The following is a 25,638-nucleotide window of genomic DNA, read 5'->3' as shown; positions in this document are numbered from 1 at the left end:
CATGGCTGCAGCAGCACCCCGCCTGCGCATCAGCGAGATTTTCCACTCGCTACAGGGCGAATCCACCCGTGTCGGCCTGCCAACGGTGTTCGTGCGCCTCACCGGCTGCCCGCTGCGCTGCGTGTGGTGTGATACCGAATACGCCTTCACTGGCGGCAAGATGCGCGAGCTGGAAGACATCCTCGCGGAAGTTGCCGGCTATGGTGCGCGCCATGTCTGCGTCACCGGCGGCGAGCCGCTGGCGCAGAAGCCCTGCCTCACACTGCTCACCGCGCTGTGCGACGCCGGCTACTCGGTGTCGCTGGAGACCAGTGGCGCGCTGGATGTAAGCGAAGTCGATGCGCGCGTCTCCAAGATCATGGATCTGAAGGCGCCCGGCTCCGGCGAAGTGGACAAGAACCTGTGGAGCAATCTCGCCCACATCACGGCACAGGACGAGATCAAGGTCGTGGTCGCGGATGAGGCCGACTATCAGTGGACCCGCGCGGTGCTGGCCGAGCACAATCTCACCTCGCGCTGCACGGTGCTGCTGTCGCCAGTGCAGGGCAAGCTGGACCCGCAGGACCTGGCCGCCTGGATCCTGCGCGATCGCCTGGCGGTGCGCATGCAGCTGCAGATGCACCGCATCATCTGGGGTGAGCGCACCGGAGTCTGAAACCGGCCACACCCTGCCCGAACGGCCGGGCGGTTTGGAAAGCCGCGCTCCGGCTGACTTTGGCAGAGGCAGAAAGCAATTTTCTGCCGCGATTCAAAAGCGCTATTGGCTGTGCCCTGATTGCTCAACCAAGCTGGAAACAGCGGGCCGTACCGAGCCTGCCCCAGCCAGAGATGACGATCATGCCCTCCCTCCGCGCCCGCCGCCCGAAAACACCTTTTTCTGCCTTCCAGCCCGTGCCGCTAGTCAGCGTGCTGATGAGCCTGCTCGGCCGGCGCAAGCGTAAGTTGCGCGCCAAGGCCGACCCGGACTGGGAGCGCGACGAACCGATGACCGGGCTCTCCTGAGGGCTGACTTTTGCATGTAGCCCGGATACAGGCAGCTGGCCGGAATCCGGGGGCTGCGTACCCTTACCTATGCTTGCTCGTAGGTGCGGCTTCAGCCGCAGTCCTCTTGCGCTGCTCGGGCCCAGCCGGCTGAAGCCGGCCCTACAGGCCCGCGTTGCCGCCCAACGCGAGGCTCAGGCTGGCGTGCGCGGCGAACTGGTTGTAACGATTGTCGGCCAGCGCCGCCTCGGCGCTGCGGCGTGTCTGCTGTGAATCGAGCCAGGTCTGCAGCGGGATGGCCCCGCTACGGTAGCGCAGCTCGTTGATTTTCTCGGCGGCTTCGGCTGCGCGCAGCGAGCGCTCCAGATGTTCGCCCTGGGCCCGGTACTGGCTGCGCGCCGACAGGGCGGTATCCACCTCGCCCAGCGCGGCATACAGACTCTGGCGGAACTGCAGCGCGGCCAGCTCGTAATCCGCCCGCGCCACCCCGTTCTTGAGCTTCATTTCCTGATATTGCAGGAAGGGCAGGCTCAGTTCGGCCATCACACCCGCAATCGGATTGTTCAGCAGCTGCAGCAGGCTGGTGCTGCTGGTGCCGAGCGAGCCGGTGAGGCTCAGGCCGGGGTAGTAGCTGGCGCGAGTGGCGTCAGCCGTGGCCAGCGTGCTGCGCAGGCGCAGCTCGGCCGCGGCAAGATCCGGGCGCCGGGCCAGCAGGCTCGCCGGCAGGCCGGCATCCACCGCCGGCAAAGCCGCTTCAGGCAGATGCGCCGGCTCGGCGAAATCCTTGCTGACGCCATCGAAGAGCAAAGCGAAGGCGCTGCGACTCTCCTCGCGTTGCTGCAGCAGCTGGGTATGGCTGGCGCGCAGGCTGGCCAGATCCTGCTCGGCCTGCAGCACATCGAGCTTCGACACCGAGCCGGCCTCAAACTTGCGCAGGGCCAGGGCGAGGGTGGTTTCGACATGGCTGATGTTCTGCCTGGACAGATCGATGCGCTGGTTCAGCCAAGCCAGCTTCCAGTACAGGCTGGCAACGCTGCCGGTGAGGGACAGCGCGGTCGCCTCGCGATCCTGTGCGGTAGCCAGCGCTTCCCAGTCTGCGGCATCGCGGGCATGTGCGAGCTTGCCCCACAGATCAGCCTCCCAGCTCAATGCAAGGCGGCCGGTGGCACTGCGGGTGGATTCCTGCCCGTAACGCAGCTGCTGGCCGCGCGTATCGCTGGCACTCGCGGAAAGCACCGGGTTCAGCGCATCCGCACTGAGGCCGGCCTGCAGGCGGGCACGCTTGAGCTTGATGGCGGCAGCGGCGAGATCGGGATTGCGCGCCAGCGCCTCCTCGATCAGAGCATTCAGGCGGGTATCACCGAAGGCCAGCCACCAGCGGGCCGGCTCGGCTTGCGGCGCGGCTGCGCCGGCATGCTGCCACTGCGCCGGTACCTCAGCGGCAGGCGTCTGGTAGTCCGTGCGGGTGAGGCTGGCGCAGCCGCTGAGCAGGCTCAGGGCGATCAGGGCGGAGAGGGAGGTACGCTTGAAGTTCATGTTCATTCCCGCGCCAGCGCATCGACCGGGTCGAGACGGGCGGCATTGCGTGCCGGCATGAAGCCGAAGATCAGGCCGATCAGGGTGGAGCAGCCGAAGGCGGCGATGATGGCGGCAGTGGAGTAGAGCATCTGGAAATCCGGCGCGAACTGGCTGACCAGCACGCCGACAAGGCGCGCCAGCAGCACGCCGAGCACGCCGCCGGCGAGGCACACCAGCACAGCCTCGATCAGGAACTGCTGCATGATGTCGCCCTGACGCGCGCCAACCGCCATGCGCACCCCGATCTCACGGGTACGCTCGGTGACCGACACGAGCATGATGTTCATCACCCCAATGCCGCCTACCACCAGCGAGATCACGGCAATCGCCGAGATCAGCAGGGTCATGGTGGCGGTGGTTTTCTCGATGGTCTGGCGCACGCTGTCGGAGTTGAAGAGATAGAAATCCTCGCGGCCATGGCGCAGCAGCATGAGCTTGTTGATGCCCTGCTCGGCGGCGGCGGTGGAGATCCCGTCATTCATCCGCACGGTGATGCTCTTCAGGTAGTACTGGCCGAGGATGCGAGCCTGGGCGGTGGTGTAGGGCACCCACACGTTGAGGCTGTCGTTGTTACCGAAGCCGCTTTCCTTCTTCTTGGTGACGCCCACCACCCGCGCCGGCAAGGCACCGAGCAGGATCACCTCGCCAACGACCCGGCGCTGATTGCCGAAGAGGGCCTTGCGGGTGTTTTCGTCGATGACCACGTCCTGCGCCAGTTCCTCCTCGCTCTGCTTGTCGAAGGCCCGCCCCTCGGCAAACTCGAGGCCGCGCACGCGGAAATACTGGGCACCCACGCCATTGACGTTGCCGCTGGCGGAGATGTTGCCGAAGCGCAGGGTCTTGGAGCCGGATACGCTGGGCGTGACGCTGTCCACATAAGCCTGCTCGGCCAGCGCTTCGGCATCGGCCGAAACGAGGGTGCGCACTGCACCCGAGCGCATGTCACCAAAGCCAGCGCCGGGATAGACGTCGATGGTGTTGGTGCCCATCGCCGCGATGTCCTTCAACACACTGGCCCGAGTACCCTGCCCCAGTGCCACCACCGACACCACCGAGGCGATACCGATGATGATGCCGAGCATGGTCAGGAAGGTGCGCATGCGGTGCGCCGCCATCGCCACCAGCGCCATCCGGAAGGCCTCGCCGAGGCGGTCACGCAGCGCCAGCCACGGGCGTGCGACGGGAGGCACCGGCGGCGGCGCAGGACGGGCCGCTACGGCTGGCGCGCTGCTGCGGTCGGCCGTGATACGTCCGTCACTGATCTCGATGATGCGCTGGGCATGGCTCGCCACCTGCATGTCGTGGGTCACGATGATGATCGTGTGGCCTTCGGCGTGCAGCTCCTTGAGCACCGCCATGACTTCCTGGCCGCTATGCGTATCGAGTGCACCGGTCGGCTCGTCGGCGAGGATCACCTGACCGCCGTTGACCAGCGCCCGCGCGATCGACACACGCTGCTGCTGGCCGCCGGAGAGCTGGCCGGGGCGGTGGTGGAGACGATCGGCGAGCCCCAGACGCTCAAGGATCTGGCGGGCGCGCTGGTGGCGCTCGCGCCGCGCGCGGCCAGCGTAGATCGCCGGGATCTCGACGTTGCCCTGAGCATCCAGATCAGCCAGCAGGTGATAGCGCTGAAAGATGAAACCGAAGTGTTCGCGGCGCAGCTGCGCCAACTCGTCCGGCGCGAGGCTGCCGGTGGCGCGGCCGGCCACACGATAGCTGCCCTCAGTGGGCCGATCGAGGCAGCCGAGAATGTTCATCAGGGTCGACTTGCCAGAGCCGGAGGCACCGACGATGGCCACCATCTCGCCGGCATGGATGGCGAGATTGACCTGGTCGAGCACGCGCAGCTTGCCTTCGCCAGCGGGGTAATCGCGGCAGAGATCCTGCAGTTCGAGAAGAGGGGTGTTCATGCTGATGGCCTGCGTATCCAGGAAGCGCTGCAAAGTGGGGCGAAGTGATACGAAGCGGTTCTGGCCAGGCGCGACGAGGCCACCAGAACCATTTCCGGCGTTCCCTTACATTGGCGGCGGGCCCATGCGGCGGCGCGTGGTAGAGGTCGGCGTATCTGCGGTGGCCTCGCCCAGAATCACCTGCTCACCCTCGCTCAGGCCTGCGAGCACCTGGGCATTGGTCTTGTTGTTGATGCCGATCTTCACCTGGCGCATTTCCGGCATGCCCCGCTCGCCCAGCACCCGCACGCCGTAGAGGCCGTCCTTGCCGCGCTCGCCGAGCGCCACAGCGGGAATGCTGAGGGCATCTTTGGCTTCTTCAAGCAGCACGCGAACCTGAGTGGTCATCGAGATGCGCAGCTTGTCGTCGGGGTTGGGCACGTCGAGCAGGCCGTTGTAGTAGATCGCGGTGCTGGTGGAGGTAGTGCTGGTCGTGCTGCTGGTGGTCGAGTCGGTGCTGATCGAATCGGGCGCCGGCTCGAGCGCGCGCAGGGTGCTGCTGTAACGCTTCCTCGGCTCGCCGAGAATCGTGAAATACACCTTCTGGCCTGGCTTCACGCGGGTCACGTCAGCCTCCGAGATCTGGGCCTTGATCGTCACGGTATCCATGCGCGCCAGCTTGATGATGGTCGGCGTGCTCTGGTTGGCGTTCACCGTCTGCCCTTCCTGGTTGATCAGGGCCACCACGGTACCGGCCATCGGCGCCACGATGCGGGTGTAGCCGAGGTTCAGGCGGGCAGTGTCGACGCTGATCCTGCCCTGGGCGATCTGGGCTTCGAGCGCGCGGATCTCGGCGCGGGTGGCGTTCAGGGTGGCCTCACTCGCCTCGAAGCTCTCGCGTGAGCCGGCATCCTGCTTCAGGAGCTGGTCGGCGCGCTGAAAGGCGAACTCTGCCTGCTTCAGGGTGGCCTGCTTGGCGGCCAGCTGGGCCTGGGTGTTCTGCAGCGCGGCCTCGGCGTTACGCAGGGTGTTCTGCTGGGTCAGCGAGTCGATCTCGGCGATCAGATCCCCGGCCGCCACCTTGTCGCCCAACTTCACGGCCAGACGCTTGATCTGCCCAGAGACCTGGGCGCCCACGTTGACCTGCTTGTAGGCCTGCACGGTACCGGTGGCCAGCACGGCGTCTTCCAGATCAGCCTTGGCAACCGGCGCGGTGAGGTAGGACGGGCGCGGCGGCGGCGCCAGGAAGTAAGCGGCAAGCCCGCCAAGCAGCAGCAGGGCGACAAGCACCAGCACGACGTTGCGCAGGCGGAACCAGCTTGAGGGAAGGTTTTTCACGATGAGGCGGGCAGCCGGCGGACGGCCGGCGCATGACGGAGGAAAGTAGGCTCATTATTCCCGCAGCCTGGGTTAAGTGCTGCTAACCGCGGGTAAGGAAAGGTCAAGGAAGGGTCAAGGAAGGGTCAGGAAATGTGGCACTGACTCCATTTTCAGGCCAAGGATGCCGCGAAGACGAGGCGCAGATCAGTGCTGGAGTGCGGCAAGCCAGTCGACAAAGACAGGCTAGTGCAGTGTTTCGCGTAGATTGCGACTTATAAAAACGATGGATTTCTCGTCGAAACGAGGCGAAAACCACAGCAATAGCGAGCTATTGCGCGGATTTTCAACGAAATATCGGCGAGAAATACGCATTTTTATGTCGCAAGAAGAGCAAAACGCTGCACTAGGTCTGGAAATGGAATTACTTCTGCAGCATTGCCATCAGGCCAGCAAAGCGCGCCTTGCCCTCTTCCTTGCTGACCGGCGCGTCGTCCTTGCCGGCGCGCTTGAGGCCATCGCCCATCTCGTCGATGAAACGCGAGGGGTCGACCAGCTTGCGCTCACCGGCCACGCGACGCGTCTCACACACGGTGATGGTGAGACTCCTCTGCGCGCGGGTCACGCCCACGTACATCAGGCGACGTTCTTCCTCGATCTTGTCCTCATCAATGCTCGATTGATGCGGCAACATGCCTTCTTCCACGCCGATCAGGTACACATGCGGCCACTCCAGCCCCTTGCTGGCGTGGAGCGTGGCGAGTTGCACGGCATCGGCCTCGTCCTCATTGCCCTTGTCGAGCATGTTGATCAGGGCGATGGTCTGGACCAGATCGTGGAGGGTCTTCTGGTCTTCATCGCCCTTACGGCTGAGCCAGTCGACGAAATCCCGCACATTGCGCCACTTGGTCTCGGCTTCCTTGACCTCGCAACTCTCCATCAGCCAGGCCTGATAGCCAATGGTGCGCAGCAGCTCTTCGAGCAGCACGCCGGCAGACTCCTTGTGAGCGCGGTGGGCGAGTTCCTTGATATAGCCGCCGAACTTGCGCACGCCTTCGAGCTGACGCGCCGCCAGATGCTCGCTCACGCCTTCTTCGAAAGAAGCAACAAACAGGCTGCTGCCGCGCGTGGCCGCGTAGCTGCCGAGCGCTTCCAGCGTGGCGGCGCCCACGCCGCGACGCGGCGTAGTGATCGCGCGGATGAAGGCCAGATCGTCATCCTCGTTGGCCATCAGGCGCAGGTAGGAGAGCAGGTCGCGAATCTCGGCGCGATCAAAAAAACTCTGCCCGCCGGACATCACGTAAGGGATGTGATGACTGCGCAGCTTCTGCTCGATCACGCGGGCCTGATGGTTGCCGCGGTAGAGGATGGCGTAGTCGGAGAAGGCTGTCTTGAACTCGAACTTGTGCGCGGTGAGCTTCATCGCCACCAGTTCGGCTTCATGTTCCGGCTCGCGCGCCATGCTGATCTGGATCGGTTCGCCAAGGCCGTGCTCGCTCCACAGCTTCTTCTCGAAGAGCTTCTCGTTGTTGGCGATCAGGGTGTTGGCCGCGTTCAGGATGCGGTTCGATGAGCGGTAGTTCTGCTCCAGCTTGATGATGCGCAGCTGCGGGTAATCACGCTGCAGGAGGTGCAGATTTTCCACATCCGCGCCGCGCCAGGCGTAGATGGCCTGATCGTCGTCGCCCACGGCGGTAAAGGCGCCGCGCTCGCCGGCGAGCTGGCGCAAGAGCTTGTACTGGGCCTTGTTGGTGTCCTGATACTCATCGACCAGCAGATAGCGCAGCTTGGAGCGCCAGCGCTCCAGCGCTTCCGGCTCGGAGTCGAAAAGGCGCACCGGCAGGGCGATCAGATCGTCGAAATCCACGCCCTGATAGGCGCGCAGGGTCTTCTCGTAAGCCGGGTAAATCTTGGCGGCGGCATGGCTCATCTCGTCGTTGACCAGTTTTACGGCCTCGCCCGGCGTGATCAGCGCGTTCTTCCAGCCCGAGATGACCCACTGGATGCCTTTGAGCATGGCCTTGTCGGCGTTGCCGGAGAGCTCGGCGAGGATCTGGTGAATGTCTGAGGTGTCGAGAATCGAGAACTGCGGCTTGAGCCCGACCAGTTTGGCTTCCTGCCGCACGATGCGCACGCCCAGCGCATGGAAGGTGCACACCGTGAGCTGGCGGGCAGAGCGGGCGTCCAGCAACTTGCTCACGCGCTCCTGCATCTCGCGCGCGGCCTTGTTGGTGAAGGTGATGGCGGCGATGTTGCGCGCCTCCAGCCCGCACTCCTGCACCATGTAGGCGATCTTCTGGGTGATCACGCGCGTCTTGCCGCTGCCGGCCCCGGCCAGCACGAGGCAGGGGCCGTCGAGATACTTCACGGCTTCGCGCTGGGGAGGATTCAGGTGGGACAGCATCGGAACAACAACCGGTGAAACGAAGGCAGCCATTGTAGCCCGCCAACCCCTCTGGGCAGGCCGAAGCAGGCGCCGGAAAGCCCGCCGACACACCCTGCCCTTCGGTCTGTTTTCATTATAAATCAGTCACTTGAATTTGTTTTTGGGCAGGAATAAACCGCTCGTCGTGCTCGCCGGCACAAATCGAATTTATCTATTCGCTATCGCTCTGCTGCTTCGCACAATTAAGTGACTTTTGTCACACATTTTTGTTCAGGAGCTCCGGATGTCCAGCGTCTTCCCCAACGATTTCGTGCCCCGCAAAAGCAGCTTCGGGGCCCGCCTGATTGCCAATCACGATACCAGCCTGCCCGCCGGCTTGCGCCGCCTGCTCCTGCTGGCGGACGGCCAGCGCACCGTCTTTACCCTCGGCAGCATGGTGCCGGACCGCAACGTGGCCGCCGACCTGCATGAGCTGATGCAGCGCGGCCTGATAGAGGAAGCCGGCCAGACCCCGCCCGCCTCGCTCGCCGAACGTATCAACAATATGGCTGACCCGGATCTGCCCGGCGGCTGGGAAAGTGCTTCGGACTTCATGGTCAGCCGTGCCCGCGAGAGCCTCGGGGTGACGGCCATCGACGTGATCGATGCACTTGAACAGGCCAACGGCCCGGAAGCCGCCCGCGCCGCCATGAGTCAGTGGTATCGCGCCATGCGTAGCTCGCGCGAAGGGCGCGAGCAGGCCGATCTGGACCGCATCAAGGCCAACGCCATGCTGCGCGGCCAGAGCCCCACTTAAGAAGCTTTTCAGTTCCTCCCGTAGCACCCTGCGCCCTGTCAGTGAAAACTGGCAGGGCTTTTTCTCGTTCGAGCGGCGGCCGCTGGCCGCTTGCTCAACACCCGGCCAGCCAACGCAGTGTGCCCTGCCCGGCCGTCCGGCCAGTCGCAAAGCACGCAGTAAGCAGATAGCCGCCGGTAGGTGCTTCCCAATCGAGCATCTCGCCGGCCACGAACACCCCGGGAAGCCGGGCCAGCATCAGGTTCGCATCGCATTCCTCGATGCGGATGCCTCCAGCCGTGCTGATGGCTTCGGCAATCGGTCGTGGCGCCACCAGTTCGAGCGGCAAGGCCTTGATCGCAGCTGCCAGCTGCACGGGATCTTGCATCGCTGCCTTGCCAAGGCATTCGTAGAGCAGGCCCAGCTTCACGCCTTTGAGGCCCAGGCGGCTCTGCAAATGGGACGAGAGCGAGCGGGCGCCGCGTGGATGGGCGACCTCGGTCGCCACCCGCTCAGCACTGAAATCCGGCAGCAGATCCAGCGCCAGCCTAGCACGGCCCTCCACCCGCAAGTGCTCGCGCAGCGGCGCGGACAGCGCATAGATCAAGCCGCCCTCGATGCCCGTGGCACTGATCAGACACTCCCCGGCACGCTGCCAGAGGCGGCCATCCGGCCCGCTGCAGCGCGCCACCACGTTCTTCAGGGGCTCGCCGACGAAACGCGCACGGAAGTATTCGCTCCAGCCCACATCGAAACCGCAGTTCGCCGGCTGCAGGGGCTCGATCACCACCCCGCGCGCGGCCAGCCAGGGCAGCCAGGCCGCGTCCGAGCCCAGTTGCGGCCAGCTCGCCCCTCCCAGGGCCAGCAACGTGGCGGCCGGGTTCCGCCGCACTTCGCCCTCCGGCGTCGAAAAGCGTAAGTCGCCCGAATCGGTCCAGCCCAGCCAGCGATGCCGCACATGGAAGACCACACCCGCTTCGCGCAGGCGATGCAGCCAGGCCCGCAGCAAGGGGGCGGCCTTCATTTCAGTCGGGAAAACGCGACCGGAGCTACCGATAAAGGTGTCCACGCCGAGCCCATGAATCCAGGCCCGCAGGGCTTCCGGGCCGAAATCCTGCAGCAGCGGCGCCAGCCAGTCCGCACGCGCACCGTAGCGAGCGATGAAATCCGGCAGCGGCTCGGAGTGGGTGATGTTCATGCCGCCCTTGCCAGCCATCAGGAACTTGCGCCCCACCGAGGGCATGGCATCGAAAACCTCGACAGCATGGCCGGCCGCGGCCAGTTGCTCAGCCGCCATCAGCCCGGCAGGGCCGGCGCCAATGATGGCAAGGCGACAGGAAGGAAGAGGATTCGGGGGCATGCGCGATTGTGGCGGATCAAACGGGGCAGCGAATTCTAGCCCCAGCCCTCAAGCCCGCAGCACTTTGGCCGCAATGGCTGCAGACAGAGCTCGTCAGGGGGCTGTTAACAAAAAACAACACGCCTTGCAGGGTCTGTAAAAAATTCCCTGCTTTAGGGCAAGGGCATTCCTATAGTTCATGGGCGTGTCTTGATAAGAACTTACGTGGTCTTGCAAGTTATTACCGTCCGAATCCGCCATCAGAGGCGCGAAAACAGGGCGGACAACAGCAGCGGTGACAGGCGAATGTCCGGACGGACATCTGCGCGGCGTTGAGGTGAGGGGCGGACAAATGACGAGCATGCGCAAACTGATGGGCATCTGTGTACTGCTGGCGAGCCTGGTGGGCGCCGCAGACTTGGCGGCGGCCGAACCGGTCTTGCCCGATCTGGGTAGCGCCAGCGCGCTCTCCTCCCGCACGGCCGAGCAGGCCGCCAGAAGCGACGCTGTATGTACGCGCTGCCACGACGAGGACGAAGCAGTGCCAGTGCTGTCGATCAACCAGACCCGGCACGGCATGAAAGCCGACACGCGCACCCCGACCTGCCAGGCCTGCCACGGCGAAAGCCAGCAGCACCTGAAGTCGACCTCCGGCGGCAAGCGGGCGGCAACGGACGTGGTGTTCAAGAAGGGCGCTTACGCACTGACGGACGAACACAGCCGTTCCGAGCAGTGCTTCAGCTGCCACAAGGGCGGCGCCAACCACAACAACTGGCCGACCAGCCAGCACCAGCTCAGTGGCGTGGCCTGCAATGACTGCCACAAGGTGCATACCCCGCGCGACAAGGTCCTCACCAAGCAGACCCAGCCGGAAGTCTGCTTCAGCTGCCACAAGGAGCAACGCAGCCAGGTCAACAAGTTCTCGCACCACCCCATTGTGGAAGGCAAGATGAGCTGCACCTCCTGCCACAACGTTCACGACGACAATCCCAAGCTCCTGACCAAGAGCAGCACCAATGACACCTGCTTTACCTGCCACATGGAGAAGCGCGGGCCCTTCGTGCATAACCACCAGCCCGTCACCGAGGATTGCGGCATCTGCCACCAGCCGCACGGCACCAACTCCGCTAGCCTGCTGAAGGAGCGCGTGCCCTTCCTGTGCCAGGACTGCCACTCTCACACCAGTCACCCCGGCCAGGCCGCCGGGTTGCCTACCGCACCATCCAGATCAACCAGCGCCATGGGCAGCGTGGCACGTGGCTGCCTTAACTGCCACACGAACATCCACGGTGGCAACAGCACCGTGAACAACGCCACGGCTGGCCGCTTCCGCCGCTGAGCAGGAGGGATGAACGATGAAAGCCCAACCCAGGATGTTCAGGCTCAGCACAGTCTTCCTTGCCGCGATCAGCACTTGCGGAGCCGCCTCGGCCGAAGAGAGCGATGCCTACACCGAGCTGACCCGGCCGGCCAGCACGATCTCGGCAGGCGCGGGCTACTGGTCGAATGCCCGCCCCCATCAGGGCATGTATGACGGCATGCGCAACAAGGGCGCTTACGGCGGGCTGGATTTCAACCTCGTCCAGCGTGACGATGAAAAGGGCGACTGGCTGCTGCTGCGCACCACCAACCTCTTCCTTGATACGCGCGAAATGCGTGTGGACTACCTCCGTCAGGGCCGCGGTGGCGGCTTCTTCGAATACGTCCGCACGCCCTACGACAACCCCTACACCATCAACACGCCCCTGCAGGGCATTGGCAGCAACCGGGTCACCATGGGCACCACCCTCGGCGCCAGCCCGTCACGCGAAGTCGAGCTGGGCACCGTACGCGAGCTGTTCCGCCTCGGTGGCTTCAGGAGTCTGGTACCCGGCCTGGAGTTCAAGGTGGACTTCAAGAACGAGGACAAGACCGGCACCCGCATGACCGGCTGGGGCAGCGCCCCCCAGTTCTCCGCTGAAACCATCGACAGCACGATCCGCCAGCTCGACACAATCCTCCAGTACACCGGTGGCAATCTGCAGATCTCCGGCGGCTATGCCGGCAGCTGGTATGACAATCGCAACACCCAGACCCTGCAAACGCTCAGCGGCGTGAGTGGCGGCACCAGCGCCAGCTTCGCTTCGGTGACCCCCCTGTCCCAGCCACTCAGCAACCAGGCACACCAGGTTTTCATGAACGGCGGCTATGGCTTCGGCCCGACAACGCGCGCAACCTTCAAACTCTCCTATTCGCAGGCTACGCAGGACGAACGCATCCCCTCCTACGACCTCACCAGTGCCAATGCACCCTATGCCTACGCGCCTTCGCATCTCGACGGCAAGGTCTTCACCACCCTTGCGCAGCTGGGGCTGACCTCCCGCCCGACCTCCAAACTCACCCTCACCGGCAGCCTGCGCTACTACGACGTCAATGACCAAACGCCACTGGCAGGCTACGTCGGCAACAGCAGTACGGGGGTGGCCAGCGTCTATAACACGCCCTACTCCTACACCAAGAACACCGGCAAGCTCGAAGCCAACTACCGCCTGCCCCTGAGCCTGAGCCTCACCGGTGGTGTCGACTACTCCGGGCAACAGCGCTCCACCCCCGTGGCAGGCACCGTATACGTGCCCTTCCGCGAGACCCTCAACGAGATCACCTACCGCACCGAATTGCGCCGCAGCATGGGCGAAAACATCGCTGGCAGCCTCGCCTATTTCTACAGCGAACGTGATGGCTCGAACTACAGCGCCGCCGACGGCACAAGCCCTTATTCCAACCAGATCAACCCCATCCATATCTCCGACCGCAAACGCAACAAGTGGCGCGCCAAGCTGGACTGGGATGCGCTGGAGCAACTCACCCTGCAGTTCCGCGTCGATCACATCAGTGACGACTACCCGCAGGGCGACCGCTTCTATGGCGCCAGCTCAGGCAGCGGCCAGGTCTATGCGGTGGACGCCAGCTATGCCATCAACGACAACTGGAACCTGTCCAGCTGGTACGCCCGTGATGCCTCCGGCACCAAGGCCAGCGGTTTCCGCGAGGCCAGCGGCGGCGCCGCCAACGCCGTGCGCGAGACCGACCTCAAGGAACGGGGCGACTCCTTCGGCTTCAACCTGAACGCACGCCTGGCGCCGAAAATTGACACCAGCTTCGGCTTCGACTTGTTCAACAACACCAGCCGCTTCGACCAGACCCTGAATCTCAGCGGCACCGGCACGACCTACCCCACCGGTGTCAGCGGCCCCCTGCCCGACGTCACCAGCAAGCTCATGCGCTTCAAGCTGATCTCCCGCTATACCCTCGACAGGAGTTCAGCCATCCGCTTCGACCTGATCTACGAGCGCTGGCAGAGCAATGACTGGAGCTGGACGCTGGCCGATGGCTCGGATTTCTCCTACGCCTCCGGCACCCAGACCTGCACCGGCTGCAGTACAACAAGCCCAAATTTGATCGACGGCACAACTATCACGCAAAAAGACAAGCAGACTTCGGCTTTCATCGGCATCCACTACATCTACACTTTCCGCTAGTCAGCCGCTCACGAAAACAACTTATGCCCGATGCCGGACTGAAATACCTGATCAGAGGACTTGGCGTGGCCCTTGTCGGGCTGCTGTTGCCGCTTGCAGCCCTGGCCGCCGGCCCTTCACCCGAGGCCATCGCCAAGGCCAAGCTGGCCAACGAGCAATGCTTTGCCTGCCATTCACAGGAAGGCCTGGCCCACCCGCCGCAAGCCGATCTCGATCTGGCCAAGCTGCGCGGCCTGCTGGTCGACAAACCGACCTTCGAAGATGCCGACCACGGCAAATTCGCCTGCACCAAGTGCCACAACGAAGGCTACGACGACTTCCCGCACGAGAAAGACGCGGCGGACAACACTTCGACCTGCCAAGACTGCCACGCCAAGAAAGCCGACAAGATCCAGGCCGAGTTCGACAAGTCGGTCCACGCCAAGCACCTCGCCGACAAGTTCAGCTGCACCACCTGCCATGACCTGCACTCGATCAAGGTCGCCAAGAATCAGGACGAGGCGCGCAAGATCGTCGCCCAGGACAACCGCATCTGCCTCGGCTGCCACGACTCCGATCAGACCTTTGCCCGCTTCGCGCCGGAGAAAAAAGTCCGTCCGCCGATCGACGAGATCCACGACTGGTTGCCCAATGCGCGCACCCACTGGAAAGCCGTGCGCTGCGTGGAATGCCATACCCCGCTCGGCGGCGACATGCTCTCCCACGAGATCCTCAACAAGGATCGTGCCGAGCGCAAATGCGTAAGCTGCCACAGTGCGGATACCAGCCTGAAAGTGCGGCTCTACCGCCATCTGGCCAAGCAGGAGCAGGAAAAGCTCGGCTTCATGAACAGCGTCGTGCTCAGCGAGAACTACGTCATCGGCGCCACGCGCAATCTGGCCCTGGATTCCGTGATGATCGGCCTGGTGGCCCTGACCCTGCTCGGCGTGCTGGTCCATGCCGCACTGCGCGTGCTGATGCACACCCTGCGCCGGAGGAAGAAGGATGACTGAAGAGCATCGCCACGGCGAACGCCGGCACGCTGACCGGCGCCATCCGGAAGATGGCGGTCGGATCTACATCCTGCCGGGCTGGGTGCGCATCTGGCACTGGTGCAATGCCCTGCTGATCCTGACCCTGATCGCCACCGGCATCAGCCTGCACTTTGCGGGCGGCAAGGCTCCGCTGATCGAATTCTCGCTGGCCGTGCGCATCCACAACGTGGCCGGCCTGCTGCTCGTCGTTCTCTACATTTTCTTCGTTGTCGCCAACGCCGTAACCGGCAACTGGTGGCAGTTCGTGCCCCGCCCGCCAGGCATCCTCGAGCGCTGCCTCAAGCAGACCCGTTTCTACCTGTGGGGCGTATTCAAGGGGGAGACCGAGCCTTACCCGGTCACCCGCGAAGAGAATTTCAACACCCTGCAGGCCATCACCTACTGGTTCATGATCTATCTGGTCATGCCCGTGCTGGTCGGCAGCGGCCTGATCTTCATGTTTCCACAGTTCGCACCGGGCGAAATGTTCGGTCTGGATGGCCTGCTGCCGGTCGCGGTGCTGCACTACGCCTCGGCCTGCATCGTGCTTGCCTTCCTGATCGCGCATGTCTATCTGTGCACTTTCGGCAAGAAGATCAGCTCGACATTCAAGACCATGATTACCGGCTGGCATGAGCATTAGCCACTTACAGCAGCACTGAAGGAGTAACACGATGAAAATGAAACTGTTGACAGTCTCCGGCGCGCTTCTCACCGCCCTCGCATTCTCGCCCGTAGCCAGCGCGCTGGACGCCGCAGGCGCCGAAGCCCTCGCCAAGAAAGAGGGCTGCCTCAAGTGCCACGGCATCGACAAGAAGAAAGAGGCGGACTCCCTGATCTCGATCTCCGCCAAGCTCAAGAAGCTGAGCGATGCCAAGATTCTCGAGCACCTCACCACGGGCCCCAAGGTCAAGATGGCCGATGGCAGCGAAGAAGAGCACAAGATCCTCAAGACCAAGGACAAGGGCGACATCGACAACCTCATCGCCTGGCTGCGCTCGCTCGCCAAATAAGCCTGTCTGCCCCACCCTCGGCCCGTCATGCGACGGGCCGTTTTCTTGTCTGCGGCAGCCACATGTGCTGGCAGCCGGTCAGCGTCTGGCCCAGATCAAAACTTGGCCAAATTGCCCGCCCTTATGGGCAAGCTCGCTCTAAGATTGCTCCGCTTTTGGTGATTTTGTGGCAATGCAGCAAAATATCGTCCTAGCTCTCCCCCTCCAGGAAATTAAAAAATGCAAACCTTCTTCCTTGCTCCGACCCGCCAGAACGTGGGTCTTACCTCCGTCGCCCTCGGCGTGGTGCGCGCCCTGCAGCGCCAAGGCCTGCGTGTAGGCTTCGCCAAACCGGTCACGCAGGACGACACCGCCAACGAACGCTCGGTGCATTTCGCTCGCGAAATCTGCAAGATCGAGTGCCCGAATGCCCTCTCCACCGCCCAGGTGGTCGGCCGCATCTCCGAAGGCCAGATCGACGAGCTGCTCGAAGACATCGTGAGCCTGTGCATGAGCGCCGCTCAGGATGCCGATGTGCTGGTGATCGAAGGTCTGCACACCGACCCGAGCTTCTCCTACACCACCCGCCTGAATGCCGACATCGCCCGCAGCCTGCAGGCCGAAATGGTGCTGGTCGCTTCGGCGCAGGATGAAGTACTGGCCGCCTCCGAAGTGCACCTGACCGCCAGCCAGTTCCGCGCGGCCGGCTGCAAGGTTGCCGGCACCATCTTCAATAAGGTTGGCGCGGAGTTCGATGCCACCAAAGCCGCCGCAGCGCTGGAAGACATCGCTTTGTGGGGTGCCATCCGCAACAACCCGGCCCTGCTCGCCCCGCGCACCCTGGACGTGGCCCGCCACCTGAATGCCGAAATCCTGGTGCCGGGCGAAATCGCCAAGCGCCGCGTGCTCGAAACCGTTGTATCGGCCCGCTCCGCCGCCGATATGATCAACCGCCTGAACCCCTGTGCACTGGTCGTCTGCCCCGGCGATCGTGACGATGTGATGCTCGCTACCGCACTGGCCGCATCGCGCGGTATTCAGCTGGCCGGCCTGCTGCTGACGCACTCCACTTCGATCGATCCGCGCATTCAAGACCTCGCCGCCAAGGCTTTCGATAACGGCCTGCCGATCCTGCGCGTGGATACCGACAGCTACGTCACCGCTACCAACATCAGCCGCCTCTCGCCGGCCGTGGCGGAAGACGACTATGAACGCATGGAGCAGGTGCTCGACGGTGTGGCCGAAGAGCTGGATACCGACGCCATCCTGACCTGCGTGAAACTGCCGGGCACCACCCGCATGAGCCCGCCGGCTTTCCGCTACCAGCTGATCCAGAAGGCCCGTGCCGCCAAGAAGCGCATCGTGCTGCCGGAAGGCGACGAGCCGCGCACCATCAAGGCCGCCGTGATCTGTGAAGAAAAGGGCATCGCACGCTGCGTGCTGCTCGGCAAGCCGGAAACCATCAAGGCCGTGGCGGCCGCCCAGGGCGTGACCCTGCCGCCGACGCTGGAGATCCTCGATCCGGACGACGTGCGTGAAAAGTATGTCGACCCGATGGTCGAGCTGCGCAAGAGCAAGGGCCTCACCCCGGGTCAGGCACGTGAGCAGATGCAGGACACCGTCGTGCTCGGCACCATGATGCTGGCCACCGATGACGTAGACGGCCTCGTCTCCGGCGCGGTGCACACCACTGCCAACACCGTGCGTCCGGCCCTCCAGCTGATCAAGACCGCACCGGGCAACTCCATCGTGTCCTCGGTGTTCTTCATGCTGATGCCGGATCAGGTGCTGGTGTATGGCGACTGCGCCATCAACCCGGACCCGAATGCCGCCGAGCTGGCCGAAATCGCCCTGCAGAGCGCGCATTCAGCCAAGGCTTTCGGCGTTGATCCGAAGGTCGCGATGATCAGCTACTCCACCGGTACTTCCGGCGCGGGTGCCGACGTGGTGAAGGTGGCCGAAGCCACCGCGATTGCCAAGGAAAAGGCTCCGGATCTGGCGCTGGACGGCCCGCTGCAGTACGACGCCGCCTCGGTGGCCGACGTGGCTGCTTCCAAGGCACCGAACTCCAAGGTCGCCGGCAAGGCCACCGTGTTCATCTTCCCGGATCTGAACACCGGCAACACCACCTACAAAGCCGTGCAACGCAGCGCCAACGTGGTCTCCGTGGGCCCGATGCTGCAAGGCCTGCGCAAGCCGGTGAACGATCTGTCGCGCGGCGCGCTGGTCGATGACATCGTGTTCACCATCGCCCTCACCGCCATCCAGGCGGACGCTCAGAAAAAAGCCTGAGTCTGGCCTGATGGCTGATTGAAGAACGGCCCTCGCAAGAGGGCCGTTTGCATTAGCACGCCAGCGCGTCTGCACAAAATCCTGCCACGACTGGCAAGCCGGTGCGGCTTCAGCCGCAGAGCCGCTCTTCGGTGCAGGCACCGTTGGCTGAAGCCGGCCCTGCCACCCACGCGCCCGCCCGGCTGATCTGCACTCGCGCCTCACCCGCCGCGTCGATCAACACCCGTCCGCCCTGCCGCACACGATGGCAGGCCCCGCTCTGCAGTACGAAGTCCTGCGCCACGCCAGCCTCGGTCAGCCACACCTCGCCCTGCAGCACCGCCAGCAGGGTACCTGCCGCCGCCTCCAGCACAGTCAGTTCCCCATTCCTGATTAATGTGATTTGATCTTGCATGTCGGCACCCTCACTCCGGACAATGTGTTGCACATGCCCTGATTGTGGAGAGCTGGAGCGCCCCCCACAAACGACATTATCTCCACCACTCATGAGCTGAACTCACACATGGACAAGCCCGCCCGACTCCCCCCGCTGGGCATGCTGAAAGTCTTCGAAGCCGCCGCCCGCCTCGGCAGTTTCAGCGCTGCAGCCAGCGAACTCTCCGTGACCCACAGTGCCGTGAGCCACCAGATCCGCGCCCTCGAAGAACAGCTGGGGTTTGCGGTCTTCCTGCGCGAGGGTCGTGGCGTGCAACTCACACCACTGGGGCAGGAGCTGGCCCGCCAGGTCAATGAATCCCTCTGCGGCATCGGACGCACACTGGCCTTGTTGCGCCAGCGCGCCAATCCACGCCGCCTCACCATCACCACCATGCCGTCGTTTGCCTCGCGCTGGCTGGGGCCGCGCATCGGCAGCTTTCTGGATCAAGAGCCGGACATCGAGTTCAACGTGATCAGTACCGCCTCGGTACTGGATTTCGCGCGTGATGGCGTGGATGTCGCGATCCGTTTCGGCTTTGGCGACTACCCCGGTCAGCAATCCGAATTTCTCATGGGCGACGAGATGCTGGTGGTCGCCAGCCCCGCCCTGCTGGCAGGCCGCCGCCTGAGCCACCCGGAAGCACTGCGCGACTGGCGCCTGCTGCGCTCGGATGGCGAATTCTGGCGCGGCTGGTTCGAACGCGCCGGGCTGGACTGGCCCGAGCCCCAGGGTGGGCTCTACATCAATGATTCGGCGCTGGTGCTACAGGCCGCCCTGGATGGCCGCGGCATCGCCCTGAGCCGGCGCAGCCTGTGTCAGCTGGAACTCGATGCCGGCCGCCTGCAGCAGGTATTCCCGCTGACCCTGCCGAACAGCCGCGCTTACTGGTTCGTGACGCCGGAAGGGCCGGACATCTCGCCGCTGACCCGGCGCTTCCACGCCTGGATATTCGCCGAAGCGGCGCGTTGCCCGCCCATTTCGGACAGCCCACCGGTCGATGACGCCGAGCTGGATCGCTGCGTGCATTAGCCCCACTCAGAGCTGCGGAGGCCTGCTGTTGCGGCGGCGGATGACGGCCCCCAGCGCCGCCGCCGCGCCAGCCACCAGCAGCGCGGGCAACACGAGCATCAAGGCGAAGCCAAAACCATAGGCAAGTGCCTCCTCGCCCGCACGGCCCGCCAACCACAAGCCGGCACACAGCAGCCCAAGAAAGCCCAGCCCGTACCCGCCAGCACGCAAGCGCCAGCCGCGCTCTGCGCAGCAGTAGCCATACAGCCCCGCGAAGAGGGCCAGCAGCGCAAAACCGAGGGCGAAAAGTGTCGTAGCCATGCGTCAGGGCGCGTTGATTTCGAACACCAGAATAGCCTGAGCCGAGGGGGCGAAGCGCACATGACCGGCCCGAAGCCGTCCGGAAAAGACGAGCTGCGCCCGCTCAGACCTCGCGCGGCGCCACGAAATGCCGCTTGAACCAGCGCAGGCCCAGCACCAGCACGGCGCCCAGCAGCACCCAGCGTGACCAGGTCAGGCTGGCATGGCGATACAGGTCGACACCCAGCACACCGGTCAGCACCAGGGCCAGACGCAGCAACTGGTACTGGGCCCGGCTCAGCTGCCAGCGTGTCGGCTCCTGAACCGGCGCCGGCGCCTCCTGCGCCGTCAGCGCGCTGACCTCCACGCCGAATGCTGCGGCCAGCGCAAGACGGGTTTCCGCACTCGCGCGGCCTTCGGCCTCGACGCGCTGGATGGTGCGCAAACTCAAGCCGGCAGCAGCCGCCAGATGCTCCTGCGACCAAGCGCGCGCTTCACGTAGTTTGCGAATCTGCTGTCCATTCATGATCAGGTCCATGTTCTTGCCCTCCGGCTGAAAGATGAGGGCAGTATCGGCATCAAACGCGGATGGCATCCCGCCAGAATGCCGCCAGTCTCACGTCAGCATAGCGCCAGAGCGTGCCGAAACTGTTCACGATCTGTAGCGAGAGACCGTCAGCGGGGCGAGGGGGTAAACACGGAGCATGCTCCGCGCTGCCGCAGCCGGTTTGCTGTGCAAAGCAAAGGTCGGGGACAGTCTCTCAGGCATGCCCGAAACGCCCCAGCACATGCTGGCTGACCGCCTGGGCCATCTCGTCCTCGGCCGAGAACACCCGCTCGATCCGCTCCTGTGTGAGCAGGGCTGCGGCATCCGCGCTGTCAGCGAGTACTGCACATTCAATGCCCGGATTGAGCTCGCGCGCGCAGCTCACAGCCTGACGCGCCAGCACCGCATCCGGCACGGTCACCAGCAGCATGCCCGCTTTGGCCACATGTGCCTGCACCAGCGCCAACGGATCGGCCCCGTCCCCCCACACGGCGGCGATGCCGGCTTCGCGCAGGCGCGCCACCCGCTCCCGCTGCTGCTCCACCACCACATAGGGCACGCCCTGGGCGGCAAGCGCTTCAGCCACCCTGCGGCCCAAGCCGCCGTAGCCGAGCAGAACCACCTGACCGGAGAGAAATTCGGGCCGCGTCTCCTGCGGCAGGCCGGCCAGCGGGTCTGCCCCAGCTTCGAGGCTGCGCGCCAGGGCCGAGCGCTCACGCAGCCAGTTCAGCAGGGGCCGTACGCTGCGGAAGAGCAGCGGATTCAGGGCAATCGAGATCAGCGCTCCGGCCAGGATCAGACTCTGCCCTTCAGCCGGCAAGAGCCCCAACTGCATGCCAAGGCCGGCGAGGATGAAGGAGAACTCACCGATCTGCGCCAGCGCCGCCGACACGGTCAGCGCCGTGTTGAGCGGATAGCGGAAGGCCAGCACCAGCATCGCGGCGGCCAGCGACTTGCCGAACACGATGATCGCTACCACCGCCAGCACCTGCAGTGGCTGACGGATCAGCACCATCGGGTCGAAGAGCATGCCCACCGACACGAAGAACAGCACCGCGAAAGCCTCGCGCAGCGGCAGCGATTCCTCAGCTGCACGATGGCTGAATTCGGATTCACGCATCACCATGCCGGCGAAAAAGGCCCCCAGCGCGAAGGACACGCCGAAGAGTTGGGAAGCAAAGTAGGCGATGCTGATCGCCGCCACCAGCACCCCCAGTGTGAACAGCTCGCGCGAGCCACTCGCCGCCACCCACCACAGCACGCGTGGCAGCAGCTTGCGGCCGGCCAGCAGCATCAGCGCGATGAAGGCGCCGATCTGCAGCAGGGTCTTGCCGAGCACCGGCCACAACTCGCTGAAGGACACCGCTGCGCCGCCTGCCAGCACGCCGGCGAGCGGCGGCAGCAAGACCAGCACCAGCACCATCACGAGGTCTTCCACCACCAGCCAGCCCACTGCGATGCGCCCGTTCATCGAGTCCAGCACCCCGGCCTCTTCAAGCGCCCGCAGCAACACCACGGTGCTCGCCACCGACAGGGCCAGACCGAAGATCAGCGCCGCCCCCGGCGCCCAGCCCAGCCACAGCGCCAGCCCCGCTCCCAGCGCAGTCGCCACCGCAATCTGCAGGATGGCCCCAGGCAAGGCAACGCGCTTCACCGCCAGCAGATCGTCCAGCGAGAAGTGCAGGCCCACGCCGAACATCAGCAGCATCACGCCGACCTCGGCCAGTTGCGCGGCAATCTGGCCATCGGCCACCAGCCCCGGGGTAAACGGGCCGATCATCACCCCTGCGAGCAGATAACCGAGCAGCGCCGGCAGGCGCAGGCGCACCGCGAGCAGGCCCAGTACCAGCGCCAGACCGAAACCCGCCGCGAGTGTGGTGATCAATGGATAGTCGTGATGCATCAGCGGCCCTTCCCTCAATTCTTTGGCAAGACTGAGTCCACTTGTGTCGATTCGTTCATTTCCATATTATTGGAAATATGGAATCAATAACTGCGGTCAACCAGCTGGCTGCCCTCGCTCAGGAACACCGCCTGGCCATCTTCCGCCTGCTCGTGCAGCAGGGGCAGGAAGGCCTTGCGGTAGGGCGCATTGCCGAGGCGCTGGGGCTGGCGAATGCCACCCTCTCCTTTCACCTCAAGACGCTTGCAACAGCCGGGCTGATCGAGGCGCGCCAGGACGGCCGCTTCATCCACTACTCGGCCAGTTTCGACGCCATGAACGCGCTGCTGGGTTTTCTCAGCGAGAACTGCTGTGCCGGCGAGCCCTGCCTGATTGCCCCTGCCCCCTGCTGTCCCCCGGAGAAGAAACCATGAAACGTTTTCACGTTCACGTCTCGGTCGAGGATCTCGCCCACAGCCTGAAGTTCTACAGCGTCCTCTTCGGCGCCGGGCCGGCGGTGGTCAAAGCCGACTACGCGAAGTGGATGCGAGGGCCTGTTGCCTGCCATTCAGCGGATCGCGTTGGATCGTATGGCCTGCGTGACAAGGCGTGTGACGCAGTGCGGGGTGGGTCCCCCGCACAAGGAGCACAACGCAGTCAGGCGGGCCATACGATCCAACCCAAAGGGCGCGCTCGGATGCAACCACATGGCTGTGTTGCAGCGCCTCGACAGGGGGCCACCCTGTCTTCGTTGCTGCGCCTTGCCCTGTGACTGCATTCGAACGCGCGCGACCGGCGAATGGCAGGCAACAGGCCCTTGACCCACGCATCAATTTCGCCATTTCCCAGCGTGGCGCGGCCGTCGGCGTCGATCATCTGGGCATTCAGGTGGACAGCGCCGAAGAACTCGCCACCCTGCAGGCGCAGTTTCAGGCTGCCGACGCCGCCAGCATCAGTGAGCCGGGCACGGCCTGCTGCTATAGCGAATCCGACAAGCACTGGGCGCGCGACCCGGCCGGCATTGCCTGGGAGGCCTATCACACCCTGGCCAGCATCCCCACCTTCAACAAGGGGCAGGCCGTGGCGGAGGCCAGCGCCTGCTGCACCCCGGCCCTCAAACCCGTGGCCGTGAAGATCACCCCCAAGAACAGCTGCGCGCCCGGCTCGGGCTGCTGCTGATCCCAACACGAGAGAAGCCATGAGCGACAAGATCTACAACGTACTGTTTATATGCACCGGCAACTCGGCGCGCAGCGTGATGAGCGAGGGCCTGCTCGCCGTGCTCGGCAAGGGCCGCTTCCGCACCTTCTCGGCGGGCAGCAAGCCGAACGGCCGGGTCAATCCGCATGCCATCGCGCTACTCGATGAGATCGGCTACGACACCAGCGCCCTGCGCTCCAAGAGCTGGACCGAGTTCGAAGGCCCGGACGCGCCACAGATGGACATCATCATCACCGTGTGCGGCAACGCAGCCGGCGAGGTCTGCCCGATCTGGCCCGGCCATCCGTCCACCGCCCACTGGGGTTACGAAGATCCGCACGGCGAAACCGAAGAAGAGAAACGCGCCTCCTTCGAAAAGATCTTTGCCCAGATCAAGCAGCGCACCGAAGCCTTCCTCGCCCTGCCGGAAGAGGCGCTGGCACCGGAGCAGATTCGTGCCACGCTGGGCCGGCTCGGCGAAATGAGTTTCTGATCCTTTCTGACGTGTCCGCGATTTCATCGCCGCAGGGGCGAAGTCGCGAAGACAAGGCGAAGCGCAGTGCTTGAGCACGGCGAGCCGAAGTCGACAAAGACAGTGCCCCTGCGGAGATGAAATCCGATGAACTTATTCGAACGCTATCTCACCCTCTGGGTCTTCCTCTGCATCCTCGCCGGCATCGCGCTGGGGCAGGCCTTTCCTGCGGCGGTGCACACCGTCGGCGCGATGGAAATCGCCAAGGTCAATCTGCCGGTCGGCCTGCTGATCTGGGTGATGATCATCCCGATGCTGCTGAAGGTGGATTTCGGCGCCCTGCATCAGGTGCGCCAGCATGTGCGCGGCATCGGCGTGACCCTGTTCGTGAACTGGCTGGTGAAGCCCTTCTCGATGGCCTTTCTCGGCTGGCTGTTCATCCGCAATGTGTTCGCACCGCTGCTGCCCGCCGATCAGCTGGACAGCTACATCGCCGGCCTGATCCTGCTGGCCGCCGCGCCCTGCACCGCAATGGTCTTCGTGTGGAGCCGGCTGACGAATGGCGAGCCGCTGTTCACCCTGAGTCAGGTCGCGCTCAATGACACGATCATGGTCTTCGCCTTCGCCCCGCTGGTCGGCCTGCTGCTGGGCGTGGCCAGCATCTCGGTGCCGTGGGACACGCTCTTCATCTCGGTGCTGCTCTACATCGTGATCCCGGTGATCCTCGCCCAGCTGATCCGCCGCGCGCTATTGGCCCGTGGCCAGGCCGCCTTCGATGCCGCACTGGCGAAAATCGGCCCCTGGTCGATCAGCGCACTCCTCGCCACGCTGGTGCTGCTCTTCGCCTTTCAAGGCCGCGCCATCATCGAGCAGCCGCTGGTGATCGCGCTGCTGGCCGTGCCGATCCTGATCCAGGTCTTCTTCAACTCGGCGCTCGCCTACTGGCTCAACCGCAAGCTCGGTGAGGCCCACAACGTGGCCTGCCCCTCGGCCCTGATCGGCGCTTCCAACTTCTTCGAGCTGGCGGTGGCCGCCGCGATCAGCCTCTACGGCTTCGAATCCGGCGCCGCGCTGGCCACCGTGGTCGGCGTGCTGATCGAGGTGCCGGTGATGCTGCTGGTGGTACGCATCGTGAACGCCAGCAAGGGCTGGTACGAACAAGGACAAACCTGAATTTTCCGCAGATGCGGCCGTAGGTGCGACTTCAGTCGCACACCCTTCGTGGATGGCGGGTTAAAACCCGCCCTACAGCCCGCCTTACACCCATTCGCGGCAGAAGCCGCTCCTACACCTCCCGAAACCATGACCACCATCTATTACAACCCCGCCTGCGGCACCTCGCGCAACACTCTGGCCATGATTCGCAATGCCGGCATCGAACCCACTGTGATCGAGTATCTGAAGACGCCGCCGGACCGCGCCACGATCGTGAAGCTCATCGCCGACGCCGGCTTGACTGTCCGCGGCGCCCTGCGCGACAAGTGCGAGCCCTACGAAGCACTGGGGCTCAAGGAAGACCGCTTCAGCGACGAAGCGCTGCTGGATTTCATCGTTCAGCACCCGATTCTGCTCAACCGCCCCTTCGTCGTTACCAAGCAAGGCACCCGCCTGTGCCGGCCCTCCGAAGTGGTGCTGGACATCCTGCCCGCCGCCCAGCAAGGCGCGTTCAGCAAGGAAGACGGCGAAGCGGTAGTCGGCGCGGACGGCCAGCGCCTGAAGTAAGCCTGCGCT

25 protein-coding genes are annotated in these 25,638 nt (G+C 64.4%); 16 read left to right on the top strand and 9 right to left on the bottom strand.

Annotated elements, in window-relative coordinates; genetic code table 11:
- The first annotated feature begins 1 nt into the window (after position 1).
- Positions 2-655, top strand: coding sequence for a 7-carboxy-7-deazaguanine synthase QueE (queE, locus tag HJ583_RS11900; protein ID WP_170022138.1), 654 nt, complete (start codon positions 2-4; stop codon positions 653-655).
- Positions 656-837: 182 nt separating this feature from the next.
- Entirely contained in the window at positions 838-1,002 is a 165-nt protein-coding gene (locus HJ583_RS11895; RefSeq protein ID WP_170022137.1) for a hypothetical protein, read from the top strand.
- Positions 1,003-1,143: 141 nt separating this feature from the next.
- Here the strand turns inward: HJ583_RS11895 and HJ583_RS11890 are convergent, their stop codons facing one another.
- The 4 genes from HJ583_RS11890 to HJ583_RS11875 form a co-directional block, all read right to left on the bottom strand.
- Positions 1,144-2,517, bottom strand: coding sequence for an efflux transporter outer membrane subunit (locus HJ583_RS11890; RefSeq protein WP_170022136.1), 1,374 nt, complete (start codon positions 2,515-2,517; stop codon positions 1,144-1,146).
- A gap of 2 nt (positions 2,518-2,519) precedes the next feature.
- Complete coding sequence (locus tag HJ583_RS11885) at positions 2,520-4,469, bottom strand: MacB family efflux pump subunit (protein WP_170022135.1); 1,950 nt, start codon at positions 4,467-4,469, stop codon at positions 2,520-2,522.
- A gap of 105 nt (positions 4,470-4,574) precedes the next feature.
- Entirely contained in the window at positions 4,575-5,786 is a 1,212-nt protein-coding gene (locus HJ583_RS11880) for an efflux RND transporter periplasmic adaptor subunit (RefSeq protein ID WP_170022134.1), read from the bottom strand.
- Between the two features lie 403 nt (positions 5,787-6,189).
- A complete protein-coding gene (locus HJ583_RS11875) occupies positions 6,190-8,169 on the bottom strand; it encodes a UvrD-helicase domain-containing protein (RefSeq protein WP_170022685.1) in 1,980 nt (659 codons plus the stop codon).
- Between the two features lie 265 nt (positions 8,170-8,434).
- Between HJ583_RS11875 and HJ583_RS11870 the strand changes: the two genes are divergently transcribed.
- Positions 8,435-8,947 (top strand): hypothetical protein, encoded by a 513-nt coding sequence (locus HJ583_RS11870; RefSeq protein ID WP_170022133.1) that lies wholly within the window; start codon positions 8,435-8,437, stop codon positions 8,945-8,947.
- A gap of 94 nt (positions 8,948-9,041) precedes the next feature.
- Here the strand turns inward: HJ583_RS11870 and HJ583_RS11865 are convergent, their stop codons facing one another.
- A complete protein-coding gene (locus tag HJ583_RS11865) occupies positions 9,042-10,286 on the bottom strand; it encodes a TIGR03862 family flavoprotein (protein ID WP_170022132.1) in 1,245 nt (414 codons plus the stop codon).
- Between the two features lie 340 nt (positions 10,287-10,626).
- Here HJ583_RS11865 and HJ583_RS11860 point away from each other — a divergent pair, with 340 nt between their 5' ends.
- From HJ583_RS11860 to pta, 6 genes are all read left to right on the top strand, one after another.
- Positions 10,627-11,604 carry a DmsE family decaheme c-type cytochrome gene (locus tag HJ583_RS11860; protein WP_235943839.1) on the top strand — a complete coding sequence of 326 codons (978 nt, stop codon included), beginning with the start codon at positions 10,627-10,629 and terminating at the stop codon, positions 11,602-11,604.
- 16 nt (positions 11,605-11,620) lie between these two features.
- Complete coding sequence (locus tag HJ583_RS11855) at positions 11,621-13,783, top strand: MtrB/PioB family decaheme-associated outer membrane protein (RefSeq protein WP_170022131.1); 2,163 nt, start codon at positions 11,621-11,623, stop codon at positions 13,781-13,783.
- Positions 13,784-13,806: 23 nt separating this feature from the next.
- Positions 13,807-14,775, top strand: coding sequence for a cytochrome c3 family protein (locus tag HJ583_RS11850; protein WP_170022130.1), 969 nt, complete (start codon positions 13,807-13,809; stop codon positions 14,773-14,775).
- Positions 14,768-15,439, top strand: a complete 672-nt coding sequence (locus tag HJ583_RS11845; RefSeq protein ID WP_170022129.1) for a cytochrome b/b6 domain-containing protein — start codon at positions 14,768-14,770, stop codon at positions 15,437-15,439. Before HJ583_RS11850 ends, HJ583_RS11845 begins: the two co-directional genes overlap by 8 nt.
- Positions 15,440-15,470: 31 nt before the next feature.
- Positions 15,471-15,809: a c-type cytochrome gene (locus HJ583_RS11840; RefSeq protein ID WP_235943838.1), complete on the top strand. Its 339-nt coding sequence runs from the start codon at positions 15,471-15,473 to the stop codon at positions 15,807-15,809.
- Positions 15,810-16,028: 219 nt separating this feature from the next.
- Positions 16,029-18,080 carry a phosphate acetyltransferase gene (gene pta, locus HJ583_RS11835; protein WP_170022128.1) on the top strand — a complete coding sequence of 684 codons (2,052 nt, stop codon included), beginning with the start codon at positions 16,029-16,031 and terminating at the stop codon, positions 18,078-18,080.
- Between the two features lie 109 nt (positions 18,081-18,189).
- On the opposite strand, the gene HJ583_RS11830 is transcribed toward pta, so the two are convergent.
- Positions 18,190-18,474, bottom strand: a complete 285-nt coding sequence (locus HJ583_RS11830; RefSeq protein ID WP_170022127.1) for a DUF2917 domain-containing protein — start codon at positions 18,472-18,474, stop codon at positions 18,190-18,192.
- 108 nt (positions 18,475-18,582) lie between these two features.
- Between HJ583_RS11830 and gcvA the strand changes: the two genes are divergently transcribed.
- Positions 18,583-19,527 carry a transcriptional regulator GcvA gene (gene gcvA, locus HJ583_RS11825; protein WP_170022126.1) on the top strand — a complete coding sequence of 315 codons (945 nt, stop codon included), beginning with the start codon at positions 18,583-18,585 and terminating at the stop codon, positions 19,525-19,527.
- Positions 19,528-19,533: 6 nt separating this feature from the next.
- Here the strand turns inward: gcvA and HJ583_RS11820 are convergent, their stop codons facing one another.
- From HJ583_RS11820 to ybaL, 3 genes are all read right to left on the bottom strand, one after another.
- Positions 19,534-19,827: a hypothetical protein gene (locus tag HJ583_RS11820; protein ID WP_170022125.1), complete on the bottom strand. Its 294-nt coding sequence runs from the start codon at positions 19,825-19,827 to the stop codon at positions 19,534-19,536.
- A gap of 103 nt (positions 19,828-19,930) precedes the next feature.
- Positions 19,931-20,344, bottom strand: coding sequence for a helix-turn-helix domain-containing protein (locus tag HJ583_RS11815; protein ID WP_170022124.1), 414 nt, complete (start codon positions 20,342-20,344; stop codon positions 19,931-19,933).
- A 223-nt stretch (positions 20,345-20,567) separates the two neighbouring features.
- The gene (ybaL, locus tag HJ583_RS11810; protein ID WP_170022123.1) at positions 20,568-22,256 is read right to left on the bottom strand and encodes a YbaL family putative K(+) efflux transporter; all 1,689 of its coding nucleotides are present in this window, start codon (positions 22,254-22,256) and stop codon (positions 20,568-20,570) included.
- A 77-nt stretch (positions 22,257-22,333) separates the two neighbouring features.
- Between ybaL and HJ583_RS11805 the strand changes: the two genes are divergently transcribed.
- The 6 genes from HJ583_RS11805 to arsC all read left to right on the top strand — a co-directional run bounded on the left by HJ583_RS11805 (position 22,334) and on the right by arsC (position 25,629).
- Positions 22,334-22,669 carry an ArsR/SmtB family transcription factor gene (locus tag HJ583_RS11805; RefSeq protein ID WP_170022122.1) on the top strand — a complete coding sequence of 112 codons (336 nt, stop codon included), beginning with the start codon at positions 22,334-22,336 and terminating at the stop codon, positions 22,667-22,669.
- A complete protein-coding gene (locus HJ583_RS18980; RefSeq protein WP_217423401.1) occupies positions 22,666-23,007 on the top strand; it encodes a VOC family protein in 342 nt (113 codons plus the stop codon). The genes HJ583_RS11805 and HJ583_RS18980 overlap by 4 nt, the downstream gene beginning before the upstream one ends.
- Complete coding sequence (locus tag HJ583_RS11795) at positions 23,004-23,414, top strand: VOC family protein (protein ID WP_170022121.1); 411 nt, start codon at positions 23,004-23,006, stop codon at positions 23,412-23,414. Before HJ583_RS18980 ends, HJ583_RS11795 begins: the two co-directional genes overlap by 4 nt.
- A gap of 19 nt (positions 23,415-23,433) precedes the next feature.
- Positions 23,434-23,928, top strand: a complete 495-nt coding sequence (locus HJ583_RS11790) for an arsenate reductase ArsC (RefSeq protein WP_170022120.1) — start codon at positions 23,434-23,436, stop codon at positions 23,926-23,928.
- A gap of 126 nt (positions 23,929-24,054) precedes the next feature.
- A complete protein-coding gene (gene arsB / locus HJ583_RS11785) occupies positions 24,055-25,080 on the top strand; it encodes an ACR3 family arsenite efflux transporter (RefSeq protein ID WP_170022119.1) in 1,026 nt (341 codons plus the stop codon).
- A gap of 129 nt (positions 25,081-25,209) precedes the next feature.
- Positions 25,210-25,629, top strand: a complete 420-nt coding sequence (gene arsC / locus HJ583_RS11780) for an arsenate reductase (glutaredoxin) (RefSeq protein ID WP_170022118.1) — start codon at positions 25,210-25,212, stop codon at positions 25,627-25,629.
- The last annotated feature ends 9 nt before the right edge of the window (positions 25,630-25,638 follow it).

The organism is Uliginosibacterium aquaticum, assembly GCF_012972705.2.
In the GTDB taxonomy this organism is placed as follows: Bacteria; Pseudomonadota; Gammaproteobacteria; order Burkholderiales; family Rhodocyclaceae; genus Uliginosibacterium; species Uliginosibacterium aquaticum.
The sequence above is the reverse complement of the archived record's forward strand: the minus strand, read 5'-3'. Positions and strand labels throughout refer to the sequence as shown.